General features: G+C 67.5%; 27 protein-coding genes and 1 pseudogene. 15 read left to right on the top strand and 13 right to left on the bottom strand.

Annotated elements, in window-relative coordinates:
* The first annotated feature begins 154 nt into the window (after nt 1-154).
* Nucleotides 155-912 (top strand): IS5 family transposase gene (locus ACIQCS_RS09635; RefSeq protein WP_345849810.1). Its coding sequence is split into 2 segments (ribosomal slippage): nt 155-488 and nt 488-912, totalling 759 coding nucleotides; the frame shifts between segments, so codons are not numbered across the junction.
* Nucleotides 913-1,004: 92 nt separating this feature from the next.
* A pseudogene (locus ACIQCS_RS09640) lies at nt 1,005-1,762 on the top strand (IS5 family transposase).
* Nucleotides 1,763-1,793: 31 nt separating this feature from the next.
* Here ACIQCS_RS09640 and ACIQCS_RS09645 read toward each other — a convergent pair.
* The 5 genes from ACIQCS_RS09645 to recF all read right to left on the bottom strand — a co-directional run bounded on the left by ACIQCS_RS09645 (nt 1,794) and on the right by recF (nt 6,696).
* Nucleotides 1,794-2,000, bottom strand: a complete 207-nt coding sequence (locus ACIQCS_RS09645) for a hypothetical protein (protein WP_345849811.1) — start codon at nt 1,998-2,000, stop codon at nt 1,794-1,796.
* Between the two features lie 24 nt (nt 2,001-2,024).
* Nucleotides 2,025-2,186, bottom strand: coding sequence for a MerR family transcriptional regulator (locus ACIQCS_RS09650; RefSeq protein ID WP_401530863.1), 162 nt, complete (start codon nt 2,184-2,186; stop codon nt 2,025-2,027).
* 244 nt (nt 2,187-2,430) lie between these two features.
* Entirely contained in the window at nt 2,431-4,962 is a 2,532-nt protein-coding gene (gyrB, locus tag ACIQCS_RS09655) for a DNA topoisomerase (ATP-hydrolyzing) subunit B (RefSeq protein WP_401530696.1), read from the bottom strand.
* A 70-nt stretch (nt 4,963-5,032) separates the two neighbouring features.
* The gene (locus tag ACIQCS_RS09660) at nt 5,033-5,554 is read right to left on the bottom strand and encodes an energy transducer TonB (RefSeq protein ID WP_345849813.1); all 522 of its coding nucleotides are present in this window, start codon (nt 5,552-5,554) and stop codon (nt 5,033-5,035) included.
* 62 nt (nt 5,555-5,616) lie between these two features.
* Nucleotides 5,617-6,696 carry a DNA replication/repair protein RecF gene (gene recF, locus ACIQCS_RS09665; protein WP_345849814.1) on the bottom strand — a complete coding sequence of 360 codons (1,080 nt, stop codon included), beginning with the start codon at nt 6,694-6,696 and terminating at the stop codon, nt 5,617-5,619.
* A gap of 121 nt (nt 6,697-6,817) precedes the next feature.
* On the opposite strand from recF, the gene ACIQCS_RS09670 reads away from it, so the two are divergent.
* Nucleotides 6,818-7,576 (top strand): hypothetical protein, encoded by a 759-nt coding sequence (locus tag ACIQCS_RS09670; RefSeq protein WP_345849815.1) that lies wholly within the window; start codon nt 6,818-6,820, stop codon nt 7,574-7,576.
* A gap of 15 nt (nt 7,577-7,591) precedes the next feature.
* Here ACIQCS_RS09670 and ACIQCS_RS09675 read toward each other — a convergent pair whose 3' ends face one another.
* The gene (locus ACIQCS_RS09675) at nt 7,592-8,356 is read right to left on the bottom strand and encodes a Coq4 family protein (protein WP_345849816.1); all 765 of its coding nucleotides are present in this window, start codon (nt 8,354-8,356) and stop codon (nt 7,592-7,594) included.
* 191 nt (nt 8,357-8,547) lie between these two features.
* On the opposite strand from ACIQCS_RS09675, the gene ACIQCS_RS09680 reads away from it, so the two are divergent.
* Together ACIQCS_RS09680 and ACIQCS_RS09685 are read left to right on the top strand one after the other, a co-directional pair.
* A complete protein-coding gene (locus ACIQCS_RS09680; RefSeq protein ID WP_345849817.1) occupies nt 8,548-8,766 on the top strand; it encodes a helix-turn-helix transcriptional regulator in 219 nt (72 codons plus the stop codon).
* Nucleotides 8,729-9,409, top strand: coding sequence for a hypothetical protein (locus ACIQCS_RS09685; protein WP_345849818.1), 681 nt, complete (start codon nt 8,729-8,731; stop codon nt 9,407-9,409). Before ACIQCS_RS09680 ends, ACIQCS_RS09685 begins: the two co-directional genes overlap by 38 nt.
* Before the next feature lie 228 nt (nt 9,410-9,637).
* On the opposite strand, the gene dnaN is transcribed toward ACIQCS_RS09685, so the two are convergent.
* Nucleotides 9,638-10,750, bottom strand: a complete 1,113-nt coding sequence (gene dnaN, locus ACIQCS_RS09690) for a DNA polymerase III subunit beta (RefSeq protein WP_345849819.1) — start codon at nt 10,748-10,750, stop codon at nt 9,638-9,640.
* A 137-nt stretch (nt 10,751-10,887) separates the two neighbouring features.
* Nucleotides 10,888-11,496, bottom strand: coding sequence for a porin family protein (locus ACIQCS_RS09695; RefSeq protein ID WP_345849820.1), 609 nt, complete (start codon nt 11,494-11,496; stop codon nt 10,888-10,890).
* A 310-nt stretch (nt 11,497-11,806) separates the two neighbouring features.
* Here ACIQCS_RS09695 and ACIQCS_RS09700 point away from each other — a divergent pair, with 310 nt between their 5' ends.
* Nucleotides 11,807-12,454 (top strand): histidine phosphatase family protein, encoded by a 648-nt coding sequence (locus ACIQCS_RS09700; RefSeq protein WP_345849821.1) that lies wholly within the window; start codon nt 11,807-11,809, stop codon nt 12,452-12,454.
* A complete protein-coding gene (locus tag ACIQCS_RS09705) occupies nt 12,451-12,912 on the top strand; it encodes a hypothetical protein (RefSeq protein ID WP_345849822.1) in 462 nt (153 codons plus the stop codon). The genes ACIQCS_RS09700 and ACIQCS_RS09705 overlap by 4 nt, the downstream gene beginning before the upstream one ends.
* Before the next feature lie 140 nt (nt 12,913-13,052).
* On the opposite strand, the gene ACIQCS_RS09710 is transcribed toward ACIQCS_RS09705, so the two are convergent.
* Both ACIQCS_RS09710 and ACIQCS_RS09715 read right to left on the bottom strand, forming a co-directional pair.
* On the bottom strand, nt 13,053-13,451 hold the full coding sequence (locus ACIQCS_RS09710) for a DUF4168 domain-containing protein (RefSeq protein WP_345849823.1): 399 nt from the start codon (nt 13,449-13,451) through the stop codon (nt 13,053-13,055).
* A 105-nt stretch (nt 13,452-13,556) separates the two neighbouring features.
* Nucleotides 13,557-14,435 carry a LysR family transcriptional regulator gene (locus tag ACIQCS_RS09715; RefSeq protein WP_345849824.1) on the bottom strand — a complete coding sequence of 293 codons (879 nt, stop codon included), beginning with the start codon at nt 14,433-14,435 and terminating at the stop codon, nt 13,557-13,559.
* Between the two features lie 93 nt (nt 14,436-14,528).
* Between ACIQCS_RS09715 and ACIQCS_RS09720 the strand changes: the two genes are divergently transcribed.
* From ACIQCS_RS09720 to rlmN, 3 genes are all read left to right on the top strand, one after another.
* Nucleotides 14,529-15,461, top strand: a complete 933-nt coding sequence (locus tag ACIQCS_RS09720; protein ID WP_345849825.1) for an NAD(P)H-binding protein — start codon at nt 14,529-14,531, stop codon at nt 15,459-15,461.
* Between the two features lie 21 nt (nt 15,462-15,482).
* The gene (locus ACIQCS_RS09725; protein WP_345849826.1) at nt 15,483-15,770 is read left to right on the top strand and encodes a hypothetical protein; all 288 of its coding nucleotides are present in this window, start codon (nt 15,483-15,485) and stop codon (nt 15,768-15,770) included.
* Nucleotides 15,771-15,876: 106 nt separating this feature from the next.
* On the top strand, nt 15,877-17,061 hold the full coding sequence (gene rlmN / locus ACIQCS_RS09730) for a 23S rRNA (adenine(2503)-C(2))-methyltransferase RlmN (RefSeq protein WP_345849827.1): 1,185 nt from the start codon (nt 15,877-15,879) through the stop codon (nt 17,059-17,061).
* Nucleotides 17,062-17,065: 4 nt separating this feature from the next.
* On the opposite strand, the gene ACIQCS_RS09735 is transcribed toward rlmN, so the two are convergent.
* Entirely contained in the window at nt 17,066-17,671 is a 606-nt protein-coding gene (locus ACIQCS_RS09735) for a hypothetical protein (RefSeq protein ID WP_345849828.1), read from the bottom strand.
* 93 nt (nt 17,672-17,764) lie between these two features.
* Between ACIQCS_RS09735 and ACIQCS_RS09740 the strand changes: the two genes are divergently transcribed.
* From ACIQCS_RS09740 to ACIQCS_RS09755, 4 genes are all read left to right on the top strand, one after another.
* Nucleotides 17,765-18,559: a sulfite exporter TauE/SafE family protein gene (locus ACIQCS_RS09740; RefSeq protein ID WP_401530704.1), complete on the top strand. Its 795-nt coding sequence runs from the start codon at nt 17,765-17,767 to the stop codon at nt 18,557-18,559.
* Nucleotides 18,560-18,576: 17 nt separating this feature from the next.
* Nucleotides 18,577-19,266, top strand: coding sequence for a cytochrome b/b6 domain-containing protein (locus tag ACIQCS_RS09745; RefSeq protein ID WP_345849830.1), 690 nt, complete (start codon nt 18,577-18,579; stop codon nt 19,264-19,266).
* On the top strand, nt 19,263-20,000 hold the full coding sequence (locus tag ACIQCS_RS09750; protein WP_345849831.1) for a molybdopterin-dependent oxidoreductase: 738 nt from the start codon (nt 19,263-19,265) through the stop codon (nt 19,998-20,000). Before ACIQCS_RS09745 ends, ACIQCS_RS09750 begins: the two co-directional genes overlap by 4 nt.
* An 88-nt stretch (nt 20,001-20,088) precedes the next feature.
* Complete coding sequence (locus ACIQCS_RS09755) at nt 20,089-21,351, top strand: cyclopropane-fatty-acyl-phospholipid synthase family protein (RefSeq protein WP_345849832.1); 1,263 nt, start codon at nt 20,089-20,091, stop codon at nt 21,349-21,351.
* Here ACIQCS_RS09755 and ACIQCS_RS09760 read toward each other — a convergent pair.
* Nucleotides 21,339-21,758, bottom strand: coding sequence for a DUF1801 domain-containing protein (locus ACIQCS_RS09760; protein WP_345849833.1), 420 nt, complete (start codon nt 21,756-21,758; stop codon nt 21,339-21,341). The genes ACIQCS_RS09755 and ACIQCS_RS09760 overlap by 13 nt on opposite strands.
* 112 nt (nt 21,759-21,870) lie before the next feature.
* Here ACIQCS_RS09760 and ACIQCS_RS09765 point away from each other — a divergent pair, with 112 nt between their 5' ends.
* The gene (locus ACIQCS_RS09765) at nt 21,871-23,088 is read left to right on the top strand and encodes an argininosuccinate synthase (RefSeq protein ID WP_280277928.1); all 1,218 of its coding nucleotides are present in this window, start codon (nt 21,871-21,873) and stop codon (nt 23,086-23,088) included.
* Between the two features lie 205 nt (nt 23,089-23,293).
* Here the strand turns inward: ACIQCS_RS09765 and ACIQCS_RS09770 are convergent, their stop codons facing one another.
* Nucleotides 23,294-24,022 (bottom strand): helix-turn-helix transcriptional regulator, encoded by a 729-nt coding sequence (locus tag ACIQCS_RS09770; RefSeq protein ID WP_401530709.1) that lies wholly within the window; start codon nt 24,020-24,022, stop codon nt 23,294-23,296.
* Nucleotides 24,023-24,096: the final 74 nt, after the last annotated feature.

Genomic DNA, 24,096 nt, shown 5'->3' on the forward strand with positions numbered 1-24,096 from the left:
AAACAGATGACGTGACATCCATCCCCTCCGCCAAACTCATCTACCACACATATTACGACAATAACTCAAACAGATATATAGGTTCTCAACCTAGGGTCAGGACCCATTGAAGTGAGAGGCGCGATCTGATTCAGGCTCTGCAAGGAGACTGAATGTGAGTGACCTGTATTGGCTGACGGACGAGCAGATGGCGCGGCTCGAGCCGTATTTTCCGAAGAGCCATGGCAGGCCGAGGGTTGACGATCGGCGCGTGCTGAGCGGGATCATCTTCGTCAACCGCAACGGGCTGCGCTGGCGGGACGCGCCGAAAGACTATGGTCCGCACAAAACGCTGTACAATCGCTGGAAGCGGTGGGGCGCAATGGGCGTCTTTGCCCGGATGATGGAAGGGCTGGCCTCGGCCGGAGCCGAGCGAAAGACCGTCATGATCGACGCGACCTATCTGAAAGCGCACTGCACGGCCTCGAGCCTGGCGGTAAAAAGGGGGATCTCGGACGCCTGATCGGCCGCACCAAAGGTGGCATGAACGCCAAGCTCCACGCCGTTACCGATGCCAATGGTCGCCCCTTGAGCTTCTTCATGACCGCTGGCCAGATCAGCGATTATATCGGTGCAGCGGCGCTGCTCGACGAATTGCCCAAGGCGCAATGGCTACTCGCCGACCGTGGTTACGACGCCGACTGGTTCAGGGACGCGCTGGAGGAAAAGGGGATCAAGCCCTGCATCCCGGGCCGCAAATCGCGCAACACGCCGATCAAATACGACAAACGCCGTTACAAGCGCCGCAATCGCATCGAGATCATGTTCGGCCGCCTGAAGGACTGGCGGCGGGTTGCCACACGCTACGATCGATGCCCCAAAGCCTTCTTCTCCGCCATCGCCCTCGCAGCTACTGTCATCTTCTGGCTGTGATCAACGAGTCCTGATCCTAGGCCGTATCGACATTCAGGATTCCCAAGGGGGAGATGTCTGATTCATGAGGTTCCGCATGTGGCGGAGGCATCATGGGCATCAAGCGGTGTGAGTTGAGTGAGGCGCAGTGGGTTCGGATCGAGCCGTTGCTGCCGGGCAAGCTGTGCGATCCGGGGCGGTCGGGATCGGATAACCGATTGTTCGTGAACGGCGTTTTGTGGGTGCTGCGGTCCGGGGCGCGTTGGTCGGATCTTCCGGAGCGCTATGGCAAGTACAAAACGGTGCACAAGCGCTTCACCCGCTGGGCGCGTACCGGGGTGTGGGAACGCGTTTTCACCCTGCTCGCGCGCGATCGGGACAACGACTATCTGATGATCGACAGCTTGATCGTGCGCGCCCATGCCCAGGCAGCAACGGGGCAAAAGGGGGCTGTCGCGACCAGGCTCTGGGGCGCTCCCGAGGTGGACTGACATCCAAATGGCACATCGCCGTCGATACGTTCGGCCGACCGGTGCGCTTCATCCTGACCGGCGGCAACGCCAGCGATGACAAGTCCGCCATCCCGCAACTCACCGGCCTGATCGCTCGCCATGTCCTTGCCGACAAGGCCTATGACAGCCATGCTATTCTCGACCATGTCGAGGCCAGCGGCGCTCGACCCATCATCCCGCAGCGCACCTGCATGCCCCGAAACCGCGACTTCGATCCCGCCATATACCGGCTCCGAAACCGCGTCGAATGCACCATCGGCAAACTCAAGCAGCTACGACGCGTTGCCATCCGATACGACCGGCTCGCCGGCAACTACCTCGCCACCCTACAACTCGCCGCTCTCGCCTTCTGGTGCTGAATGTCGATTCAACCTAGCGTTCAACTGAGAACTAACCTTCATCGTTTTCCGATGTTCCGCGAGCGAATGCGGCCTCGATACTGTCGATAGATGTGGTGCCTCGAAGCGCGCTGGCGATCTGATTTTCCAGTTTTTCCAGATCGGATTTTCGCGTTTCTATAGCCAAGAAAATTTGGGCGAGAATCTGTGATTTATCCTCCCCCGCGTGCGCATCAGACAGTGAAAACAGAGCCTTCACCTCTTCCAGCGCAAACCCCAGATTTCAAAGACGTTTGATAAAGTCCAATCTTTGTCGCTGGGTCTCGGTGAAAATGCGGAATCTTCCGTCGGTTCGATCAGCAGGTGCAATCAACCCCTCCCGTTCATAGACGCGTATTGTGGGTATACTGACGCCGGTTACCCTAGACAGCTCGCCTATCTGCATCCTGAAATCCGCGTGCCACGCGAAATCTGGCTCGCCTGATTGGAGCCAAACGGCGCTACTGACCAAACCGATATTTTGACCGGCAGCAGTTCTCTCCCTCGTATGATTGCGAGCCGGGCTCTTGGAAAAATTGCCGATCGGCACATCCAGTCGCTGCGACCCAGTCTAAATAGACGCACAATCACTTTTCTTAGACATGCAATTCCTTACTCTAGACACGCAATCGGCTCATTGCAGACTTAACCTATACGTCGAGATTGGCGACGCTCAGCGCATTCTCCTGGATGAACTCACGGCGCGGCTCCACCACGTCGCCCATCAGGCGGGTGAAGATCTCGTCCGCCACATCGGCCTGGTCGACCTGGACGACGAGCATCGAGCGATTGGCCGGATCGAGCGTGGTCTCCCAGAGCTGCTCCGCGTTCATCTCGCCAAGGCCCTTGTAGCGCTGGATCGACAGGCCCTTGCGGCCCGAGGCCAGGATCGCGTCGAGCAGCTCGCTCGGCCGTGCCACCAGCGTCTCGCCCTTGGCGGCGGCGACCAGCTCCTCGCCCTCTTCCGCGACCGGCGCCGCTTCCTCGGTCGCGGCGGTCTTGGCCGGGACCAGCTTGGCGAGCAGCGCATAGCTCTGCGCCTGCTCGGCGGCGAGCGCGTGGAGCTTGCGGCCCTCGGCCGAAGTGAGGAATGCCGCCTCGATGACGTGGTGATCGGTCACGCCGCGCCACAGCCGCTCGAAATGGAAGCCGCCATCCTCGGTGACGCGGGCCGACCAGCGCGCATCCTCGTCGGTCTGGTCGAGCCGGCGAGTGACCGCGCCCAGCCGCTCGGCGCGCTGCTCGCGGCTCGCCTCGGGATCGAAGGCGCCGGCCAGCGCCAGCGCCTCGACGATGTCGGGCGCGTAGCGGCGCGGCACGTAGCGCATCAGGGTGCGCATGCGCCGGGCATGGTCGACCAGCCGGATCAGCTCGTCGCCGAAGATCGGGCCTTCATTGGTCTCCAGCCGCGTCGCGCCCACACCTGCCTCGACCAGATACTGGTCGAGCGCGGCATCGTCCTTGAGGTACACTTCGCTGCGGCCCTTGGTCGCCTTGTAGAGCGGCGGCTGGGCGATGTAGAGATGCCCGGCCTGGATGATCTCGGGCATCTGCCGGTAGAAGAAGGTGAGCAGCAGCGTGCGGATGTGCGCGCCGTCCACGTCCGCGTCCGTCATGATGACGATCTTGTGGTAGCGCAGCTTCTCCAGGTTGAAGTCGTCGCGGCCGATGCCGGTGCCCATCGCCTGGATCAGCGTGCCGATCTCGCGGCTCGACAGCATCCGGTCGAAGCGCGCGCGCTCGACGTTCAGGATCTTGCCACGCAGCGGCAGGATCGCCTGGAAATGCCGGTCGCGGCCCTGCTTGGCCGAGCCGCCGGCCGAGTCACCCTCGACCAGGAACAGCTCGGACTTGGCCGGATCGCGCTCCTGGCAGTCGGCGAGCTTGCCGGGCAGCGACGCGATGTCCATCACGCCCTTGCGCCGAGTGAGCTCGCGCGCCTTCTTCGCCGCCTCGCGCGCCGCCGCCGCGTCGATCACCTTCTGGATGATCATGCGGGCGTTCGCCGGGTTCTCCTCCAGATATTCGGCCAGCTTGTCGGCCATCAGGCTCTCGAGCGGCTGGCGCACCTCGGACGAGACCAGCTTGTCCTTGGTCTGCGAGCTGAACTTCGGATCGGGCAGCTTGACCGAGACGATCGCGGTGAGACCCTCGCGCATGTCGTCGCCGGTGAGCGTCACCTTCTCCTTCTTCAGCATGCCGCTCTTGTCGGCATAGTTGTTGATGGTGCGGGTCAGCGCCGCGCGGAACGCCGCCAGATGGGTGCCGCCGTCCCGCTGCGGGATGTTGTTGGTGAAGCAGAGGACATTCTCGTAATAGCTGTCGTTCCACTCCAGCGCGACATCGATGGTCACGTCGTCGCGGGTGCCGGCGATCGCGACGGGGTCGGGCATCAGCGGCTGCTTGTTGCGGTCCAGCCACTTCACGAACGCGGCGATGCCACCCTCGTAATAGAGTTCGACCTCCTTGACCTCCTCGTGCCGCGCGTCGCGCAGGAACAGGCGCACGCCGGAGTTCAGGAACGCCAGCTCGCGATAGCGATGCTCGAGCTTCTCGAAGTCATATTCGATCTGGTTCTTGAAGGTGCCGCCGTCGCCGGGAGTCTTCTCGGTCGAGGCGAGGAAGGTCACGCGGGTGCCCTTCCTGCCCTCCGGCGCGGTGCCGATCACCTTCAGCGGTGCCGTCGCGTCGCCATAGGCGAAGCGCATGTAATGCTCCTCGCCGTCGCGCCAGATGTTGAGGTCGAGCCACTCGGACAGCGCGTTCACCACCGAGACGCCCACGCCGTGCAGGCCGCCCGACACCTTATAGGCATTGTCGTCGCTGGTGTTCTCGAACTTGCCGCCGGCATGGAGCTGGGTCATGATGACCTCGGCCGCCGAGACGCCTTCCTCGGCATGGATGCCGGTGGGAATGCCGCGGCCATTGTCCTCGACCGAGACCGAGCCGTCGGCGTTCAGCTGGATGATGATCTTGTCGCAGTGCCCGGCCAGCGCCTCGTCGATCGCATTGTCCGAGACCTCGAACACCATGTGGTGGAGGCCCGAGCCGTCGTCGGTGTCGCCGATATACATGCCGGGGCGCTTGCGCACCGCGTCCAGGCCCTTCAGGACCTTGATCGAGTCTGCGCCGTAGCTGTTCTGGTTCGGAATATTCTCGGGAGTGGTGTCGTCGATTGCCATGCCCAGCATATAGGAATTGGCGTCACGAAACGGAAGCAAAATAGGGGGCGCCGCAGCCCCCTAGGCGTGCTTACTCGCTGTCATATGCGAAGGTGGCGATCGCGGCTGCGTGCACCGGCTTGCCCTGGTAGCTGGCCGGGGTGAAGCGCGCGCGCTTCAGCATCGCGGCACAGGCGGCGACATCGAGCTTGGCGATGCCGCTGCTGTGCTGGACCATGCAGTCCATCGCCACGCCGCGCTCGTCGATTTCGTAGACGATGGTCACGCTGCCCGAACTGTGCCCCGGAATCGACGTGGCGGGATAGTCGGCGGACGGAAACCATTCCTCGGCCGACCCCTTGGCCAGCGCCGGGGTGGTCGCCGTCGGCACGCCGCGGGCAGCGAGGGCGGCGCAGGCCGCCTTCGCCTTGGCCGCATCGGTGGCGGGATCGAGCGGCACGCAGGAAATGATCCGGTCCTTCCGGTCGGTCGCCACGGCATAGGCGGCGCCTTCGTGGCGCATCGCCGGCCAGGCGCGCAGCTTTTCGACGGATGCGCCCGGCGCGGGCGCGAGCACCGCTGCGACGGCGCCGAGCATGAACAATGCGGGCATGATCCCCGTCCCCTCCCCGTTGAAGGGGGAAGAGTGCGGAAGAAGCGCGCCGGCGTCCAGCCCTATTCCGCGAGCAGCGTGCCGTCGGCGACGCGGTAGCGCGTCGCGCCGCCGGGCACGGCGGCGAACAGCGCCGGCTCGGTGCCCGTCATCCAAACCTGCCCGCGGCCTTCCAGCCGGGCGAACAGCGCGGCGCGGCGGCCGGGGTCGAGATGGGCGGCGACTTCGTCGAGCAGCAGGATCGGTGCCCGCCCGGCGCGTTCGGCGACCAGTTCGGCATGGGCGAGCACCAGGCCGAGCAGAAGCGCCTTCTGCTCGCCGGTCGAGCAGAGATGCGCCGCCTGGTTCTTGCCGAGATGGGTGACGAGCAGGTCGGCGCGGTGCGGGCCGGTCAGCGTGCGCCCCGCCGCGGCGTCCCGCCGGCGGCCGGCGGCGAGCGCGCGGGCCAGCGCGTCCGCATCGCCCCGCCAGCCTTCCAGCGCCAGGCCGGCGCGCGCGAACCCTCCTTCGGGCTGCGTCGCGAGCCGTTCCGCAAGCGCGGACACCGCCGCATGCCGGGCGGCGTCGAGGGCGGCGCCATGCTCCGCCATGCGCGCCTCGAGCGCGGCGAGCCAGTCTGGGTCCGGCGCGGCATCGTCGGCGAGCAGCCGGTTGCGTTCGCGCATCGCCGCTTCGTAGCGAGTCGAATGATGGGCATGGCTCGGGGCGAGGGCAAGGGTGAGTCGGTCGAGGAACCGCCGCCGCTCGCCCGCGGCATCGACGAACAGCCGGTCCATCGCCGGGGTCAGCCACAGCACGCTCACCCATTCGGCGAGCGAGGTGGCGGCGGTGGTGGCGCCATTGATCCGCACCAGGCGGCGTTCGGGCGCGCCGGCCTGGGTGCCGGTGCCGATGTCGATGCCGTCGGACTCCGGGCCCAGCCGCGCGGCGACGCCGAACCCGCCGCCGCCGCCCTGGCGCGCCATCTCGGCGAGCGGCGCGCGGCGCAGTCCCCGGCCCGGCGCCAGCAGCGACAGCGCTTCGAGCACGTTGGTCTTGCCCGCGCCATTCTCGCCGCTCAGCACCACGAAGCCGGGGCCGGGCGCGAGCAGGGCGTCTTCATGGTTGCGGAAATCGGTGAGGACGAGGCGGGATACGGCCATTATCCGCCGATAGCCGATCGCGCGGCGGGGATCACCTGTCCGTATGCGCCGTCATGCCGTGCTTGCCGCCGGGCGGCGCTTGCCCGATGATCGGGCGTCCGCATCCTCGGGGAAACAACAGATGATGCTTGGTGCCAGGCTGTTCCTTGCCGCGCTGCTCGCGCTCGCGCCCTTGCCCGCGCTGGCCGACGTGACCGCGCGCTATGGCCTGGACGGCGACAAGGAGTTGGTCGTGGAAGCGGCCGAAGGCGGGAATTCCCGCGTCGAGCTGCCCGGCAAGCTCGCGATCATCCGCCGCGACGGTGCCGACTATGTCGTGCTGTACGGGAAGACCGGGCCCAAGGTCTTCGAGCTCCAGGCGATGGTCGGGCTGATGAAGGCCATGCTGCCCAAGGCCGCGGCGGCGGCGGAAGCGGGGAAGGTCCGGTTCGTGGCGGAGCCGGGCCCCGCCTCCGCCACGGTGGCCGGGCGTACCGGCTCGGCCTGGCTGTTGCGGATGCTCGAGGGGCCGGGGCAGGAGCACAAGGGCGATGTCGAGATCGTGACGAGCAGCGATCCGCAACTGGCGCCGATCGGGCGGATCGTTGCCCGCGCCGCCGAAGTCGCGCTCGATTTCATGGCCGGCTTCATTCCCGAATCGACTCAGTTCGGCGCCGCGGCGCGGGACATTCTCGCCAGGGGTACGCCGCTCCGCATCCAGCCGGTCGATGCCGGGAAGCCGGGCAAGACCGTGCTCGTGCTCCGTTCGGTGGACACCGCCGCGATCGACCCGAAACATTTCGAGCTGCCCGCGCCGGTCATCCCGGCCGAGGGAGTCTTCGGGGCGATGGACGGGCTGGCGCAGCCTGGCGCCGGCGGCAAGATCGAGAACCTGCCCTGAGCGGGCAGCCCGGGATCAGATACCCTTCAGGCCGGCCGCCGCCAGGCTGGCCTGGGCGGTCCGGTACCGCACCGGATCGCCGATGCCGAGGCGGCGGCGCACCTGGTCGAGCGGCTCGGCGAGCAGTGTCTCGTAATCCTCGCCGTGCAGCCATTGGGCCCGCTTGCCGTGGCGATAGCCCTCGATCACCGCGCGGAAGAAGTCGAGCCTGCGGGTGATGCGGATGCTCTTCAGCGCCGCGCCCATCCCGATGAAACCCCAGCCGAGCCCGCCGGTCTGCGCATAGGAGAAGGCGACCAGGCAGGCCTCGCCCAGATGCTCGTCGGCCTGATAGCCCGTGATCACGTGCCACAGGTCGTGGATGTCGCGCTCGCGCCGGCCCATCCAGGCATAGGGATGCTGGATATCGGCATTCTGGAACGCGCCCTCGGCCATGCTGACGGCCACCAGCCCGTCCGCCGAGAAGCCGGTGCGGTCGAGGAAGTTGCGATAGGCGGCGCCGACGGTGCCTTCGGCGAAGCCGTCGATCCAGGCGCGGTCGGACAGCTTCTCGGCCATCTCGACATGCTGGAAGGCGATGCGCCCGCCATTGGGCATGGTCAGCAGCTTGCGATAGCTCTTCTGCGTCGCATCGCCGTTCAGCGCGCGCATGATGCGGAAGACCTGCTCGGTATCGTCGCCATTGGCGAGCAGCCGCCCGAGCGCGCGGAACGCGGTGCCCCATTCCCGCTTCATCGGGATGCCGGGGTTGAAGATCTGCGGCGCGGGTTGCGTGGCCATGGAAGCGAATCCCTTACTGACAATAGTGTCAATATAGGAGTCGCGGCGGGAAATCAACCTCGCCCGGCGGTTCTCGCGTGCCGGTTCCGCCAGAGCGCCACCAGGATCGTCAAACTGACAAGAGCTCTGGACAATCCCTGCCGAAATGACAAGAGATCTTGGCATATGGTACAGAGTTCTGGACAGCACGAATGAAGAACCGGCTGCGCGTGCTGCGGGCCGAGGCCGGGCTGAGCCAGGGCGAGCTGGCCGGGCTGCTCGGCGTGTCGCGCCAGACGATCAACGCAGTCGAGACCGACAAATATGACCCCAGCCTGCCGCTGGCGATGCGGCTGTCGAAGATTTTCGGAGTGCCTATCGATGCCATCTTCCTTGACGACTGGACCCCGCCGGAACGCGTTCCCGGCTGATCCCCGCACCCGCCGGATACTGATACGGCTCGCCATCGGCCTGACCGGCGGCCTCATCGTCGGCTATCCCACCGGCTATCTCGCCGGGAAGCTGCGCCTGGGCGACTGGCTGGCCGGCATGCCGGGTGAGGACCTGGCATCGCTTGCGGTCGCCGCGGCGCTGTTGTGCCTCGGCCTGTTCGCCATCGTCGCCGCATCGAGCGCCGCGATCTATCGGCGCCTGGCAGCCAATTACGAGGCGGGCGATCCGCTCGATCGCGGGACGTTGCGCTATCTCCGGCTCAGCGGGGTGATCATGGTCCTCGCCGGCCTGCTGCTGCTCGCGCCGCCCCTGGCCGCGCGCTTCGACCTGGCCGGCAATGCGGCGATGGCGGCAGCGGTGGGGATCGGCCTGCTGCTCGCCGTGCAGAACTGGCTCAACATCAAGGTGGTGCGCGACAGCGACGAGCTCAGTCGTGCCTCGGTGGTCGAGGCTTCGGCCGTGAGCTTCTGGCTGCTCCAGGGCGGGCTGTTCGGCTGGGCCGCGCTGGTCAAGCTCGGGCTCGTCCAGGCTGTCAGCATGTGGACGATGGTGATCATCGTCATGGCCGTGTATCTGGCGGTGTCGATCGTGTCGGGCGTGCGCCGCGGGCTGTTCGCCTGAAGTCACGATCCAATCAGCAAACCCTAGTCATCCCCGCGAAGGCGGGAATCCAGAGTAGCGCAGGGCAACGAAGCCGCCAGGCAAGCACTCCCCGGAGCGCGCGGAACTCCACTGCGCGCAATCCGGCCCTGGCCCTGGATCCCCGCCTTCGCAGGGACTACGATCGGCTCGAGGCGCGAGATCCCGGCTTTCGCCGGGATGACGGTCAGGAGATGCGCGGGCCGGGCCTTACACCCGCATCGGCATCAGCACGTAGAGCGCCGGCGACTTGTCGTTCTCGCGGATCAGCGTCGGGGCTGCGGCGTCGGCCAGATGGACTTCCACCGAATCGCCTTCGATCTGGTTGAGGATGTCCATCAGGTAGCGGCTGTTGAAGCCGATCTCGAAGCCCTGGGCGGCATAGTCGCCCGGCACTTCCTCGGCCGCCGCGCCATTCTCCGGGCTGGTGACCGACAGGATGATCTTGTCGCGCTCCAGCGCCATCTTCACCGCGCGGGTCTTCTCGGTCGCGATGGTCGAGACGCGGTCGACGCCTTCCATGAAGCTCCTGGGATCGAGCTTGAGCAGCTTGTCGTTCGCGGTCGGGATGACGCGGGTATAATCGGGGAAGGTGCCGTCGATCAGCTTCGAAGTGAGGATCGCCTGGCCCAGGTCGAAGCGAATCTTCGAGCCCGAGAGCGACACGCCGATCGAGCCATCCACTTCCTCGAGCAGCTTGCGCAGCTCGCCCACGCACTTGCGCGGGATGATCACGCCCGGCATCGAATCGGCGCCGTCCGGCCGCGCCACGGTGACGCGGGCGAGGCGGTGGCCGTCGGTGGCGGCGGCGCGCAGCACCGGGGTCGCCTCGTCCACGACGTGCAGATAGATGCCGTTGAGATAGTAGCGCGTCTCTTCGGTCGAGATGGCGAAGCGCGTCTTGTCGATGATCTGCTTCAGCGTCTCGGCCGGCAGCTCGAACACCGTCGGCAGCTCGCCCTCGGCGATCATCGGGAAATCGTCGCGCGGCAGCGTCGACAGGGTGAAGCGCGCGCGGCCGGCATTGACGGTGATCCGCCCCTCGGCCGCCGACAGCTCCACCTGCGCGCCCTCGGGCAGCTTGCGGACGATGTCGAACAAGGTGTGTGCCGGCACGGTGATCGCGCCGGGCTGGTCGACTGCTGCTGCGATCGTCTCATCGATCTGCAGGTCGAGGTCGGTCGCCATCAGGCGCAGCGCGCCGCCGCCCTGTGCCTCGATCAGCACGTTGGACAGGATGGGGATCGTGTTGCGCCGCTCGACCACGGATTGGACGTGGCTCAAGCCCCTCAACAGAGTTGCGCGTTCGATCGTCGCCTTCATCAAGAACCCCCGGGGCATGTGTCGCCCGAATCTAACCCGGTACCGGGACTTTTCCGACCTTTACCCTTAACGGCAAAAAGGGCCGGAGCAAGCGCCCCGGCCCTATAGTTCACACCTTAAATACGCAGTTAAGGCTGTCAGAAGCGCACGCCGACGCCGGCGAGCACCTGGTGACGCTTGGCGTCGATGCCGGCATCGTCGTTATTGTACTTCGAGTAGCGATACTCGCCCTTCAGATAGACCTTGTCGTTCAGCTTCATCTCGGCGCCCGCGCCCAGGCGCCAGCCATCGGCATTGTCCGAGGTGCGGATGTTGGTCGTGCCCGAGACGTAGCGGCTGTCGAACTTGGCGTTGGTGTAGCCGCCCTTGGCATAGATCAGCGTGTTGCCGCCGACCGTGAAGCCGACGCGCGCGCCGACATAGAGGTCGCGGCCGGTGCTGATGCGGGCACGGTCCCCGGCGACGAGCACGCTGGTGTCGGTACGCTTGGCGGTGGAGCCGGTGGCTTCGCCCTCGACGCCGAACACGGCGTTGCCGGCCTGGAAGTCATAGCCGATCTGGCCGCCATAGAGCACGCCGTCGGCGCCCTTGACGCCGCTGCCCGACGGCTTGACGTGATCCCAGCCGACCACGGCCTCGGCGCGCGGGCCGGTGAAGCCCGAATCGGTGCTCTGCGCGAAGGCGGGAGCGGCGAAGGCCGAGCCGGCGAGAAGCGCTGCGGCGGCGGCGATGAACTTGGTACGCATAACTGAACTCCTTGGGTACGCACCCGCGCTGCAAAGCACGGGCGGGGAGATCAACCCGGCGCGAGGGACGCCGTTTCATGAACCCCCGATAAACAGAAAAAAGCGTGGCTTATCCGCAACAGTTGCGATGGCTGGCCACGCCTGGCCCTTAACGGCGACAATGTCCCCGCAATGGTCACTCCCTCTTATCGTTCTGCCCGCGAACGGGCTGGTGTCCTATTGGGATAGCGCACCTGATCCCCCGCTGAACGAAAGGGGGCGCAAATTGGGCACTTGCCTTTCTCTTGCCGCCAAGGCTTGTGCGGAGCCGATGACGAGCAAGCGCAAAGGCCGCGATTTCATCGCCCGCCACGGCGAGACCGTGTTCAACCTTGCCCGGCGCATGCAGGGCGATCATCCGCACACGCCGCTGACGCGGGCCGGCTTTGCCCAGGCCGATGCGATGGGCGCGGCGCTGCGCGAGATACTGGGCCCCCGGCCCAGGCTCACCCTCTGGTCGTCGAGCGCGGGGCGCGCGCTGCAGACGCTGGCGATCATCGCCGAGCATCTCGAGCTCGACTGGCACCAGGCGCATCGCGACGACCGGCTGGTCGAGATCGGCATGGGCGAATGGAGCGGGCGCTACTATGCCGATCTGATGGCCGAGGTGCCGGGCTTCCTCGATCTGGAGCACGGGCTCTACACGCGTCCGCCGCCCGGCGGCGAATGGTATGACGGCATCGCGGCGCGCGTCTCGTCCTGGCTCGCCGACACCGATGACGATCCGGGCGACCGGCTGGTGATCATGCACGGCATGTCGAGCCGCGTCCTGCGCGGAGTGATGACCGGGCTGCCGGTGCAGCCGCGCTTCGCCGCGCCGGTGGCGCCGGACCTGCCCCAGGGCTCGATCGTGCGGATCGAGCATGGCGTGGAGACCGTGGTGCACACCGGCGCCGGGCGCGGCGCGGCGCCGGCATGAGCGGGCTGGTGTTCCTGCTGCTGCTCGCCCAGGCGCGTGTGCCGCTCGGCACCTTCGAGGGCTGGGGCGCGTTCCGCGATCCCTCTCCGCTACGCTGCTTCGCCATTGCCCGGCCGGTGGAGAAGCATGCGAACGCGCAGCCCTTCGCCAGCGTGGCGACCTGGCCGCGCGACGCGGTGCGCAACCAGCTGCACATAAGATTGAGCCGCGCGCGCGCGCCCGACGCGCGCGTGACGCTGTCGATAGGGGAGCGCCGCTTCGAGCTGCAGGCGGGGGATGCCGATGCCTGGGCGCCCGATGCGCGCACCGACGCCGCGATCGTCGCGGCGATGCGGGCGGGGCGGAGCATGAGCGTGGAGACGATGGGCGCGAACGGCGCGCCCTTTGCCGACAGCTATGCCCTTCGGGGCGCGGCGACCGCGATCGACGCCGCCGCGCTCGGTTGCGCGGGGCGATAGAGCGCGCTCCTGGTCTCGGACGCCATTTCCGTCATCCCTCGTTCTCGCCGGCATCCCCGCGCAGGCGGGAATGCCGGTGAAGAATGAAACGGCCGGGGCGTTGAACCCCGGCCTCATGTCCTTGTCCTGACGGCCAGTGCCTAGGGCTGCTTCGCCGCCGGTGCGCCGCCCGATGCGGCCAGCTTCGCGCTGGCTGCCGCCTGGATGCGCTTGTTGAGCGCGGTGTCGGTCTGCATGGCCTGGCCGATCGCGTTGAAGCGCTCGGGGGTCAGGCCCGCGGCGGTGGCGGCGGCAGCCATCTTGGTGCCCTTGTCGGCCTCGGGGGTGGCGGTGTCCTTGCGGATCTTGTCGATCTCGAGCGCCGCGGTGGCGAACTGGCCGACTTCGGCCTCGCTCACCGGCCCGGCTGCCTGTGGCGCGGCGGGTGCCGGAGCCGTCTGAGCCGGATCGGCAGGAGGGGTCTGCGGCGCGGTCTGGGCCAGCGCGGCCGGGGCGATGGCCAGCGTCGCGCCGGCGAGGATTGTACCAAAGAGATTCATACTGCACTCCAAAAAACGCAACCAACTCACCCCTTTGAACGCAAGGCTGCGGTGCACGGATGCAACAGGACAAGCCGAACGCGGTGCGTCGTGGCTCCGCCGGGGTTAACCGAGATAGACCTTCAGGCCGGCGACGAGCGCGTCGAACACGGTGCGCACGCGTGCCAGGCCGCGCAGGTCCTCGTGGCAGACCACCCAGGTCTCGAGGTCGAACCGGAAGTCGGGCAGCAGGCGGACCAGCCCGTCGCGCCGGCCGATCGGCACCTGGCAGATGCCGATGCCCAGCCCCGCGCGGATGGCGGCGAGCTGGGCATGGTCGCTGTCGCTGCGAAAGCCCAGCTCACCGAGCTTCACGGGGAAACCCGCCGCCTGCACCGCGCGCAGCGTCGGCGAATCGCTCTGGGGGCCGATCAGCCGGTGGCCGGCGAGATCGGCGAAGCGGACGGGATGCGGCCGGCCGGCAAGATAGTCCGGATGCGCGTGCACGCCGAGCGGCACCGCGCCGATGCGCCGGGCGACCAGCGCTTCCTGCCGCGGCGGCACCATCCGGACGGCCACATCGGCCTCGCGGCGCAGCACGTCCTCGTTGCGGTTGCTCGGGCTCAGCTCGATCACCAGGCGCGGATATCGGCGGGCCAGGGTGGCGAGGACCGGCGGCAGCGCCTCCACCGCGATCACTTCGCTGGCGGTGACGCGCACCGTGCCGGCAATCTCGTCGGGCGCCGCCGAGGCGGTGCGGACGAATGCGTCGGAAGCGAGCGCCATGGCGTGGGCATGCTCGTGCAGCGCCTGTCCCCGCTCCGTGGGCGTGAGCCCGCCGGGGGAGCGCGTGAACAGCGGCGTGCCCAGCGCCGCCTCGAGCGCCTCGATCCGCGTCCGAACCGTCGGCTGCGCAAGATTCAGCCGACGCGCCGCGCCGGACAGGCTGCCGGTCTCCAGCACCGCCAGAAAGGCGCGCTGCTGCTCCCAGTCGATCGGGCTCATCAAATTCCTGTATACGGACTGCAAAGGTTAGGCAATTTTCTGCCAGTCCGACTCTCTCCATAGCTGGCGACGCAAGTGGTGATGGAGATGAGAATGTCTGGAATTGCATTGGTGCTGGGCGCGACCGGCGGTGTGGGCGGCGAGACGGCGCGGGCGCTGCTCGCCCGGGGGTGGCAGGTGCGCGGGCTGGTCCGCCAGATCCGCCCCGAGCTCGATCCCCGGATCGACTGGCGCGAGGGCGATGCGATGGTCCGCGGCGACGTGCTGGCCGCGGCGGAGGGCGCGGCGGTGCTGGTCCATGCGGTGAACCCGCCCGGCTATCGCGAATGGGACAAGCGCGTGCTGCCGATGCTGGAGAACAGCATCGAGGCGGCCTGGGCCAATGACGCCCGCCTCGCGCTGCCGGGCACGATCTACAATTACGACCCCGCCGAAACCCCGGTCGCGCGGCCCGATTCGCCGCAGGAGCCGGGCACCCGGAAAGGCGCGATCCGCAAGGCGATGGAGGCGCGGATCGCCGAATCCGGGGTGCGCGCGCTGATCCTGCGCGCCGGCGACTATTATGGGCCGCGGCCGGGCAACAGCTGGCTCTCGCAGGGAATGATCACCCCGGGCAAGCCGGTGACGCGCGTGACCAATCCGGGGCGGCGCGGCGTGGGGCATGCCTGGGCCTATCTGCCCGATGTCGGCGAGACTTTTGCCCGGCTGCTCGATCGCGAGGCGGAAATGCCGCGCTTCGCCCGCTTCCATTTCGCCGGCCATTGGGATCCGGACGGCAGCGGCTTCCCGGCGGCGATCGCGGCGGCGGCGGGCGGCAAGGCGAAGCATGCCCGCCTGCCCTGGGCCCTGCTGCCGCTCGCCGCGCCGTTCAATCCCACCCTGCGCGAGCTGATCGAGATGCGCCCCTTCTGGAACCACCCCGTGCGCCTCGACAATCGCGAGCTGGTGGCCTTTCTGGGCGAGGAGCCGCGCACCGGGCTGGTCGAATCGCTGCGGACCAGCCTGGAGGCGCTGGGCTGCGCCTGATGCCCGTGATGGGCTGCCGGCATGAACGATGTCAGCAGCCTGATCGCGCTCATCCTTTTCGCGCTCTTCGTCTCGGGATTGCTTGGGAAGGTGGCGGCGCTGGGCAATTGGGCGCTCTGGCTGATGCGCGGCCTGTCCGCGATCTCGGTCGCGCTGATCCTGGCGGACCTTATCCTGGGATACAGGATCGTCCTTCCCGGCTCGGAGATGCTGATTCGCCCGGCCCTGTTCGTCTGTCTGGTCGTGTTGCTCCATGGCCTCTGGCAGAACATCGGCACCCGTGGCGCGGGTGCTGACGAGCCGGGCTGACACCCGCAATTTCGCGAAGGTGGAATTCCGCGCGAAAATCCACTACATGGCGCGCATGCAGACAGCTTCGGCCGCGCCCCCGCCCGTTCACGGGCCCATCGAGCCTATGCCCATTCCCGGGCACATCGACCCCGTGCCCGTGCCCCGTCCCGCGGTGGCGCGCGCGGACGGCCGCATCGACCTGATCGGTCTCGCGCGCGAGCAGCTTCGCGCGGTGCTCGCCGATGCCGGGCTGGAGCCGAAACAGGCCAAGCTGCGCGCCAAGCAGATCTGGCACTGGATCTACAATCGCGGCGCGACCGACTTCGCGGCGATGACCGACATCGCCAAGGCGCAGCACCCCTGGCTCGCGGAGCGCTTCGTGATCGGCCGCCCCGAAGTGGTGGAGGCGCAGGTCTCCACCGACGGCACGCGCAAATGGCTGCTCCGCTCGGCGGACGGCCAGGACTACGAGATGGTCTTCATCCCCGATGCGGACCGCGGCACGCTCTGCGTCTCCAGCCAGGTGGGCTGCACGCTCAACTGCCGCTTCTGCCACACCGGCACGATGCGGCTGGTGCGCAACCTCACCGCGGGCGAGATCGTCAGCCAGGTGATGCTGGCGCGCGATGCGCTGGGCGAGTGGCCGAGCCAGCCCGAGGGCCGCATGCTCACCAACATCGTGATGATGGGCATGGGCGAGCCGCTCTACAATTTCGACAATGTCCGCGACGGGCTGGCGATCGTGATGGACGGCGACGGGCTCGCGCTCTCCAAGCGCCGCATCACCCTGTCGACCAGCGGCGTGGTGCCGATGATGGCGCGCGCCGGCGAGGAGATCGGCGTGAACCTGGCGGTGTCGCTCCACGCGATCACCAAGGAAGTGCGCGACGAGATCGTGCCGCTCAACCGGAAATACGGGATCGAGGAGCTGCTCCAGGCCTGCGCCGATTATCCGGGCGCCAACAATGCCCGGCGCATCACCTTCGAATATGTGATGCTGAAGGACAAGAACGACAGCGACGCCGATGCCCGCGAGCTGGTCCGCCTGCTCAAGAAGTACAAGCTGCCGGCCAAGGTGAACCTGATCCCCTTCAACCCCTGGCCGGGCGCACCGTACGAATGCTCGGCGCCGGAGCGGATCCGGGCGTTCAGCAACATCGTGTTCGAGGCGGGCATCTCCGCGCCCGTCCGCACGCCGCGCGGGCGCGACATCGACGCCGCCTGCGGCCAGCTCAAGACCGCGGCCGAGAAGAAGAGCCGCGCCCAGATGGACCGCGAGGCCGAGGAGAAGATGGCGGCGCTCGGGTGATCGCTCAATAGCCGGGCGGGATCGTCACGCCCGGCGGAATGCGCGCCACCGTGGTGAACAGCCGAAGCTTTCCGGGATTTCCGGTCACCGTCATCAGATTGAGCAGATAGGGGGCGCCGGCCTTGTCGCGCCGGATGAAGGCGCGTCGTTCGATCGCACCGCGCGTGCCGGTCATCCCGGGTATCGCGCGCCATGCGCCGCCGGCGGTGAGTCCGGACGCCACGGCGTCGGTGAGGCCGGGACGCGGATCGGCGAGCAGGACGATCCTGCATCCCGCGGCACCGGCATCGGCGAACAGGATCTGCCCGTCCGGCAGCGTCTTCGAGCCGAGAGTCGCGCGTGCCATCAGCGCCGTGACGGCCGGGCCGTGCGACGTGGCATCCCTGGGCGCACCGAATTCGAGGCCGAGCGACTGGACCGTCTTGATCACCCTGTCGGCGGCCTCCGGGCCGGCGGGCATCGTCACCGCGCCGCTCGCCAGCGCATAACAGGCAGTGTCGCTGAACCTCGCCACCTGGGCTGCGGCACTCTGCTGCGCCTGCGCCCTGCCCGGCAGGGCCGCGCAGAGGAGCATGGCAAAGCCTGTGATCACCCATTCGCCGTGCGACATTGCTCTCCCCCTCCGGTCGCCGCGATCCTGGACCATGGGTGTTAACGGTGCATGACGCGGCTTTCCTTTGCCGCCCGGCGCGCTAGGGAGGCGGTGGCCCGCCGGTTCCTCGAGGATTTCTCCACCATGGCGCTCGATCCCGCCGCCCTGATCCTCCCCGCTGCCGCCGGCATGCTCGGGGGCGTGATGAACGCGCTGGCGGGCGGCGGCACCTTCGCGACGCTGCCGGCGCTGATCGCGCTCGGCCTGCCCTCGAACATCGCCAATGCCACCTCCAACGTCGCCCTGCTGCCGGGCGCGGGCGCGAGCGCCTGGGAATATCGCGACGAGCTGGCGCCGGTGGGCGGCCTGTCGGTGCGGGCGCTCGCCGGGATCACCTTTGCCGGCGGGCTGGTCGGCAGCATGCTGCTCGTGCTCACGCCGACCCGGGCGTTCGACATGATCATTCCCTGGCTGCTGCTCTTCGCCTTCGTCGTGATGGCGTTCGGCCGCCGCGCCTCGGACTGGCTGCACGCCCGGGTGACCATCGGGACGCGCACGCTCGTCACCGCGCAGAGCCTGCTCGGCATCTATGGCGGCTATTTCGGCGGCGGCGTGGGGCTGATCACCACCGCGGTCTATGGCCTGCTCGCTGGCGCCGACCCGCGCTCGCTCTTCTCGATCCGCACGCTGATGCTCGCGGTGGCCAATTTCGCGGCGGCGCTCGTCTTCATCGCGATCGGCATGGTGCGCTGGTGGGCCTGCCTGCCGATGCTCGCCGGCGGGATCCTGGGCGGCTGGCTGGGCGCGCGGATCGGCAAGCGGCTCTCGCACCGGCTGGTGCGGGCCTGGACGCTGCTCGTCACTGGCGGCACCACCATCGTGTTCTTCGTGCGTGCCTATGGATGATCGGCTAGGATAGGGCCATGCAGGTCTATCGCCACCGGCTGGTCACGCGCATCTGGCACTGGATCAACGCGCTCGCCGTGCTGGTGATGATCCCCAGCGGGCTGATGATCTTCAATGCGCATCCGCGCCTCTACTGGGGCAATTACGGCGCGAATTTCGACCATGCCTGGCTCAGCCTGCCGCGCTGGCCCGGCTGGCTGACCCTGCCATCGACCTACGACCTGGCCGGCGCCCGGCACTGGCATCTGTTCTTCGCGCTGGTGCTGGCCTTCTCGCTGCTGGTCTATCTGCCCTGGAGCCTGGCCAACCGGCACTTCCAGCGCGACCTGCGCTTCCGCCGCGACGAACTCACCACCGCGCACGTCGCCGAGGATCTTCGGGCGCATTGGGAGATGCGCTTCCACGATCCGGAGGACCCGCGCGCCTATAATCTCTTCCAGAAGGCTAGCTACGCCTTCGTGCTGTTCGTGCTGCTGCCGCTGCTCATCTGCACCGGCCTGGCGCTGGCGCCGGGCATGTGGCCCTGGCTGGCCGACCTGTTCGGCGGGCGGCAATCGGCGCGCTCGCTCCATTTCATCGCGATGGCGCTGCTGACCGGTTTCCTGGTGGCGCACCTCACCCTGGTGATCCTGGCCGGCCCGGTGAACGAGGTCCGCTCGATGATCACCGGCTGGTGGAAATCGCCCGAAACGGAGCCGGAGGCATGATCACTCGGCGCGGCCTGATCGTCACCGGTGGCGCGACGCTGCTCGCGGGCTGCGACGCGTGGAGCGGGAGCCCGGTGCTGCTGAGCGCCGAGGAAGCGCATCGCTATCTCCAGCGTTCGATCACCGGCCGCGCCGCGCTCGCCCGCGAGTTCCGCCCGGAGCAGCGCAGCCCGCGCTTTCGGACGAACGGCACCGCCAATCCCGATACGCCCGAATATGCCGCGCTCGCCGCCGGCCGCTTCGCCGACTGGCGGCTGCAGGTTAGCGGGCTGGTGCGCCAGCCGCTCTCGCTCAGCCTTGCCCAGCTGCGGGCGCTGCCCCAGCGCGCGCAGATCACCCGGCACGATTGCGTCGAGGGCTGGAGCGCGATCGGCAAATGGCAGGGGCCGCGGCTGGAGACCGTCCTTCAGCTCGCCGGGTTGCGCGACGGCGCGCGCTACATCGTCTTCCACTGCGCCGACGTGTTCGGCCGGCGCCGGATCCCCTATTACGAGTCGATCGACCTGGTGGACGCCTTCCACCCCCAGACGATCCTCGCCTGGGCGATGAACGACGCGCCGCTCGGCATCGGGCACGGCGCGCCGCTGCGCCTCCGGGTCGAGCGCCAGCTCGGCTACAAGCACGCGAAATATGTGATGCGGATCGAGGCGGTGGCGAGCCTGGCCGGGATCGGCCGGGGCAAGGGCGGTTTCTGGGAGGATATCGCCGGCTATGAATGGTATGGCGGCATCTGATTTCGCAGCTGCGGAAATATTGCGGAAATCGCGTGCTTCCCTAAAGTGGCTATGGGGGGCTGTTACATCGGGTGGTGGTGACGGCTTAATGGCGTTGATCGATCGTTTTTTCGCACGCGCAGTCAGGCGCGGACAACTTACCGTCATCCACGCGGATGGCACCCGGCGCAGCTTCGGCGAAGCCGATCCGGCGCTCAAGCCGGTAACGATCCGTTTCGGAGCAGGCGCGGCGCGGCGCATCCTGCGCGATCCGTCGCTGGGCGCGGCCGAGGCGTTCATGGACGGCGGCATCGAGATCGAGCAGGGCGATATCCTCGACCTGCTGATCCTGTTCGCGTCGAACAACCGCTGGGAAGACAATGATTCGGTGCTCTTCCCCAGCGCGTTCAAAAAGGCGGTCGACGCCGTGATGTTCCGGCTCGGCCGGATCAACATGGAGCGCCGTTCGAAGCGGAACGTCGCGCATCACTACGACCTGTCGGGCAAGCTCTACGATCTCTTCCTCGATACCGACCGGCAATATAGCTGCGCCTATTTCAGCGAGGCCGGCATCAGCCTCGAACAGGCCCAGCTCGACAAGAAGGCGCATATCGTCGCCAAGCTGGCGCTGAAGCCGGGCATGAAGGTGCTCGACATCGGCTGCGGCTGGGGCGGCATGGCGCTCTACATCCACCAGAAGACGGGCGCCGAGGTGCTGGGCGTCACCCTGTCGGAGGAGCAGCTCAAGGTCGCCCGCCAGCGCGCGCGCGATGCCGGCGTGGCGGACAAGGTGAAGTTCGAGCTGATCGACTATCGCCATGTCATCGGCCAGTTCGACCGGATCGTCTCGGTCGGCATGTTCGAGCATGTCGGCACGCCGCATTACCGCACCTTCTTCCGCAAGGTGCGCGAGCTGCTGACGCCCGAGGGGGTGATGCTGCTCCACACCATCGGCAGGGCGGGCGGCCCCGGCGTCACCGATGCCTTCACCCTGAAATACATCTTCCCCGGCGGCTATATCCCGGCGCTCTCCGAGATCGCCCAGGGCTATGAGGGGCTGCGCTATTTCATGACCGATGTGGAGGTGCTGCGCCTCCATTATGCCGAGACGCTCAAGCACTGGTATGAACGCACCGTCGCGGCGCGCGACGCGATCGTCGGCCTGTATGACGAGCGCTTCTATCGCATGTGGTGCTTCTACCTGGCGGGGTGCCATGTGAGCTTCCAATATGGCGGGCTGGTCAACTACCAGCTCCAGTTCTCGCGCTCGCGCGACGCGCTGCCGCTGACCCGCGACTATATGGTCGAGGCGGAACGGGCCCTGCGCGAGCCGCACAAGGTGACGCTGCGCCAGGCCGGTCAGGCCGGGTAGGCGGCGTCCATCCGCGCGATCTTGGCGCGGACGATCTCCTCGAGCACGTCCGCGTCGACATCGGCCAGCCGCTTGACGTAGAGGCAGCCCTTGCCGGTCTTGTGCCTGCCGAGCCGGTTCAGGACTTCGCTCTGATCGGCATTGCCGTCGAGCACATAGAGGACCAGCTCGGCCTTGCGGGGCGAGAAGCCGATCCGGCACATCTCGCCGGTGCGGCCGCTGTCATAGGTGTAGCGATAGCTGCCGAAGCCGATGATCGAAGGCCCCCACATCTTCGGCGGCTCGCCGGTCAATCGCGCCATCATCGCGCAGACCGCCTCGGCATCGGCGCGGCGCGCCTCGTCCGGTACGGCGGCGATGAAATCGGCGACGCTGACCTCGGTCGCCTTGGTCTTGAGCTCGGCCATCTGCCTCTCCCGAGTCGGTGCGGGGGAGCATGCCCCAGCCACGGAACTTGCGGAAGCGGCCCCGCGCCCCTAAGGCGCACGCCGTTTCCCCGCACATCCTTTGGAGTCGCCCATGTCGGACAAGATCAACCGCGTCGTGCTCGCCTATTCGGGCGGCCTGGACACGAGCGTGATCCTGAAATGGCTCCAGCAGGAATATCAGTGCGAGGTGGTGACCTTCACCGCCGATCTCGGCCAGGGCGAGGAGCTGGAGCCAGCGCGCAAGAAGGCCGAGATGGCCGGCGTCAAGCCCGAGCACATCTTCATCGACGATCTGCGCGAGGAGTTCGTCAAGGACTTCGTCTTCCCGATGATGCGGGCGAATGCGCTCTATGAGGGCCTGTATCTGCTCGGCACCTCGATCGCGCGGCCGCTGATCGCCAAGCGCCAGATCGAGATCGCCAAGCTGGTGAATGCCGATGCGGTGAGCCACGGCGCCACCGGCAAGGGCAATGACCAGGTCCGCTTCGAGCTCGGCTATTACGCGCTCAACCCGGACATCAAGGTGATCGCGCCGTGGCGCGAATGGGACCTGACCAGCCGCACCCGGCTGATCGAGTTCGCCGAGCAGCACCAGATCCCGGTGAGCAAGGACAAGCGCGGCGAATCGCCCTTCTCGACCGACGCGAACCTTCTCCACACCTCGAGCGAGGGCAAGGTGCTCGAGGATCCGTGGGAGGAAGTGCCCGACTATGTCTATTCGCGCACGGTGAACCCGGAAGACGCGCCGAACGAGCCCGAGACGATCACGATCGATTTCGAGCGCGGCGACGGCGTGGCGCTGAACGGCCAGGCGATGTCGCCGGCGACGCTGCTCACCGCGCTCAACGAGCTTGGCCGCAAGCACGGCATTGGCCGGCTCGACCTGGTCGAGAATCGCTTCGTCGGCATGAAGAGCCGCGGCATGTACGAGACGCCGGGCGGCACCATCTATCACCTCGCCCATCGCGGCATCGAGCAGATCACGCTCGATCGCGGTGCCGCGCACCTCAAGGACGAGCTGGCGCCGCGCTATGCCGAGCTGATCTACAACGGTTTCTGGTTCGCGCCCGAGCGCGAGATGCTGCAGGCCGCGATCGACCATAGCCAGGAGAAGGTGACGGGCACGGTGCGCCTGAAGCTCTACAAGGGCAGCGTGATCGTCACCGGCCGCAAGTCGCCGTACAGCCTCTATTCGGAAAAGGTCGTGACCTTCGAGGACGATCAGGGCGCATACGACCAGCGCGACGCGGCAGGCTTCATCAAGCTCAATGCGCTGCGGCTCCGTCTATTGGGCCGCCGCGACCGCTGACGCGCGACGACCGGGCCGGCGACTGTCCGGCCCGGTGCCCTGCTTATTTGCCGCAGCGGCAATCGGGGCCGCACTTGCAGTCGGTGCAGGTGCAGCTGGGCTTGCAGCGCCGGTCGGCTTCTTCGCGGGTCGTCATGTCGATATCTCCTCGTTGGTGAGGCGGGCCGGATAGGCGCAGCCGCTGCGCCACGCTTGAACGCAGGGGCTAAAGTCGCGTCAGCGTCGTCGCCGGCAGCCCGAAGGTGCGCTTGAACACCCGGCTGAAATGCGCCGAATCGGCAAAGCCCGCCGCATGCGCCGCCTCGGTGAGCGACAATCCCTCCGAATAGCCCTGCACGGCGCGGAACAGGCGCAGCCACAGCACATAGGTCTTGAAGGCCAGGCCGGTCTGCTCGACGAACAAATGGCGCAGGCGGCTCGGTGAAAGCGGGATATCGGCCGAGGCGCTGGCGAGCGTGAGGGGTTCGTCCAGATGCCCGGCCGCATGCGCGATCATGCGGAGGATGCGCGGATCGGGCAGGGGGGCCTCCGCGCGGGGGACGATCGCCTCCACGATCCCATATCCCGCCTCCAGCAGCACCGCCCGTTCCAGCGCCGCCGCGAATGTTTCCCGCAGCGCCATGGCGGCCGCGCCCACCTTCGCCGGATCGAGCACGACCAGCGGCGCTTCCTGGAACAGCGCGTGCCGCAGCGCCCGTCCCGTCCGGCTTTCGGGCTCGACGAAGACGAAGGCGAGCAGGCCGCGTGCCTCGAACCGGTGGCACGCATCGGCGTTCACCGCCAGCGCCGGGCCGCGCCGCCGGATGCCGGCGCAGTCGAGCATCAGGTCGCCGGACAAGGCGATGGTGATCTGGATCGCATGGTGCGCGTGGAAGCCGGCATCGCCGAATCCCTCCGGCGCGTCGAGCACCCAGACGCTCAGGCCCTGTGCCATGGCCAGCTTCGCATGCCCCCGCGCCATGCCAAGGGTGTATGCGGGGCCCGTCCGAATGTCAGCCCCGTGTTCGC

Origin of the sequence: Sphingomonas sp. NPDC092440 (assembly GCF_044754985.1) — a bacterium.
Taxonomy (GTDB): Bacteria; Pseudomonadota; Alphaproteobacteria; order Sphingomonadales; family Sphingomonadaceae; genus Sphingomonas.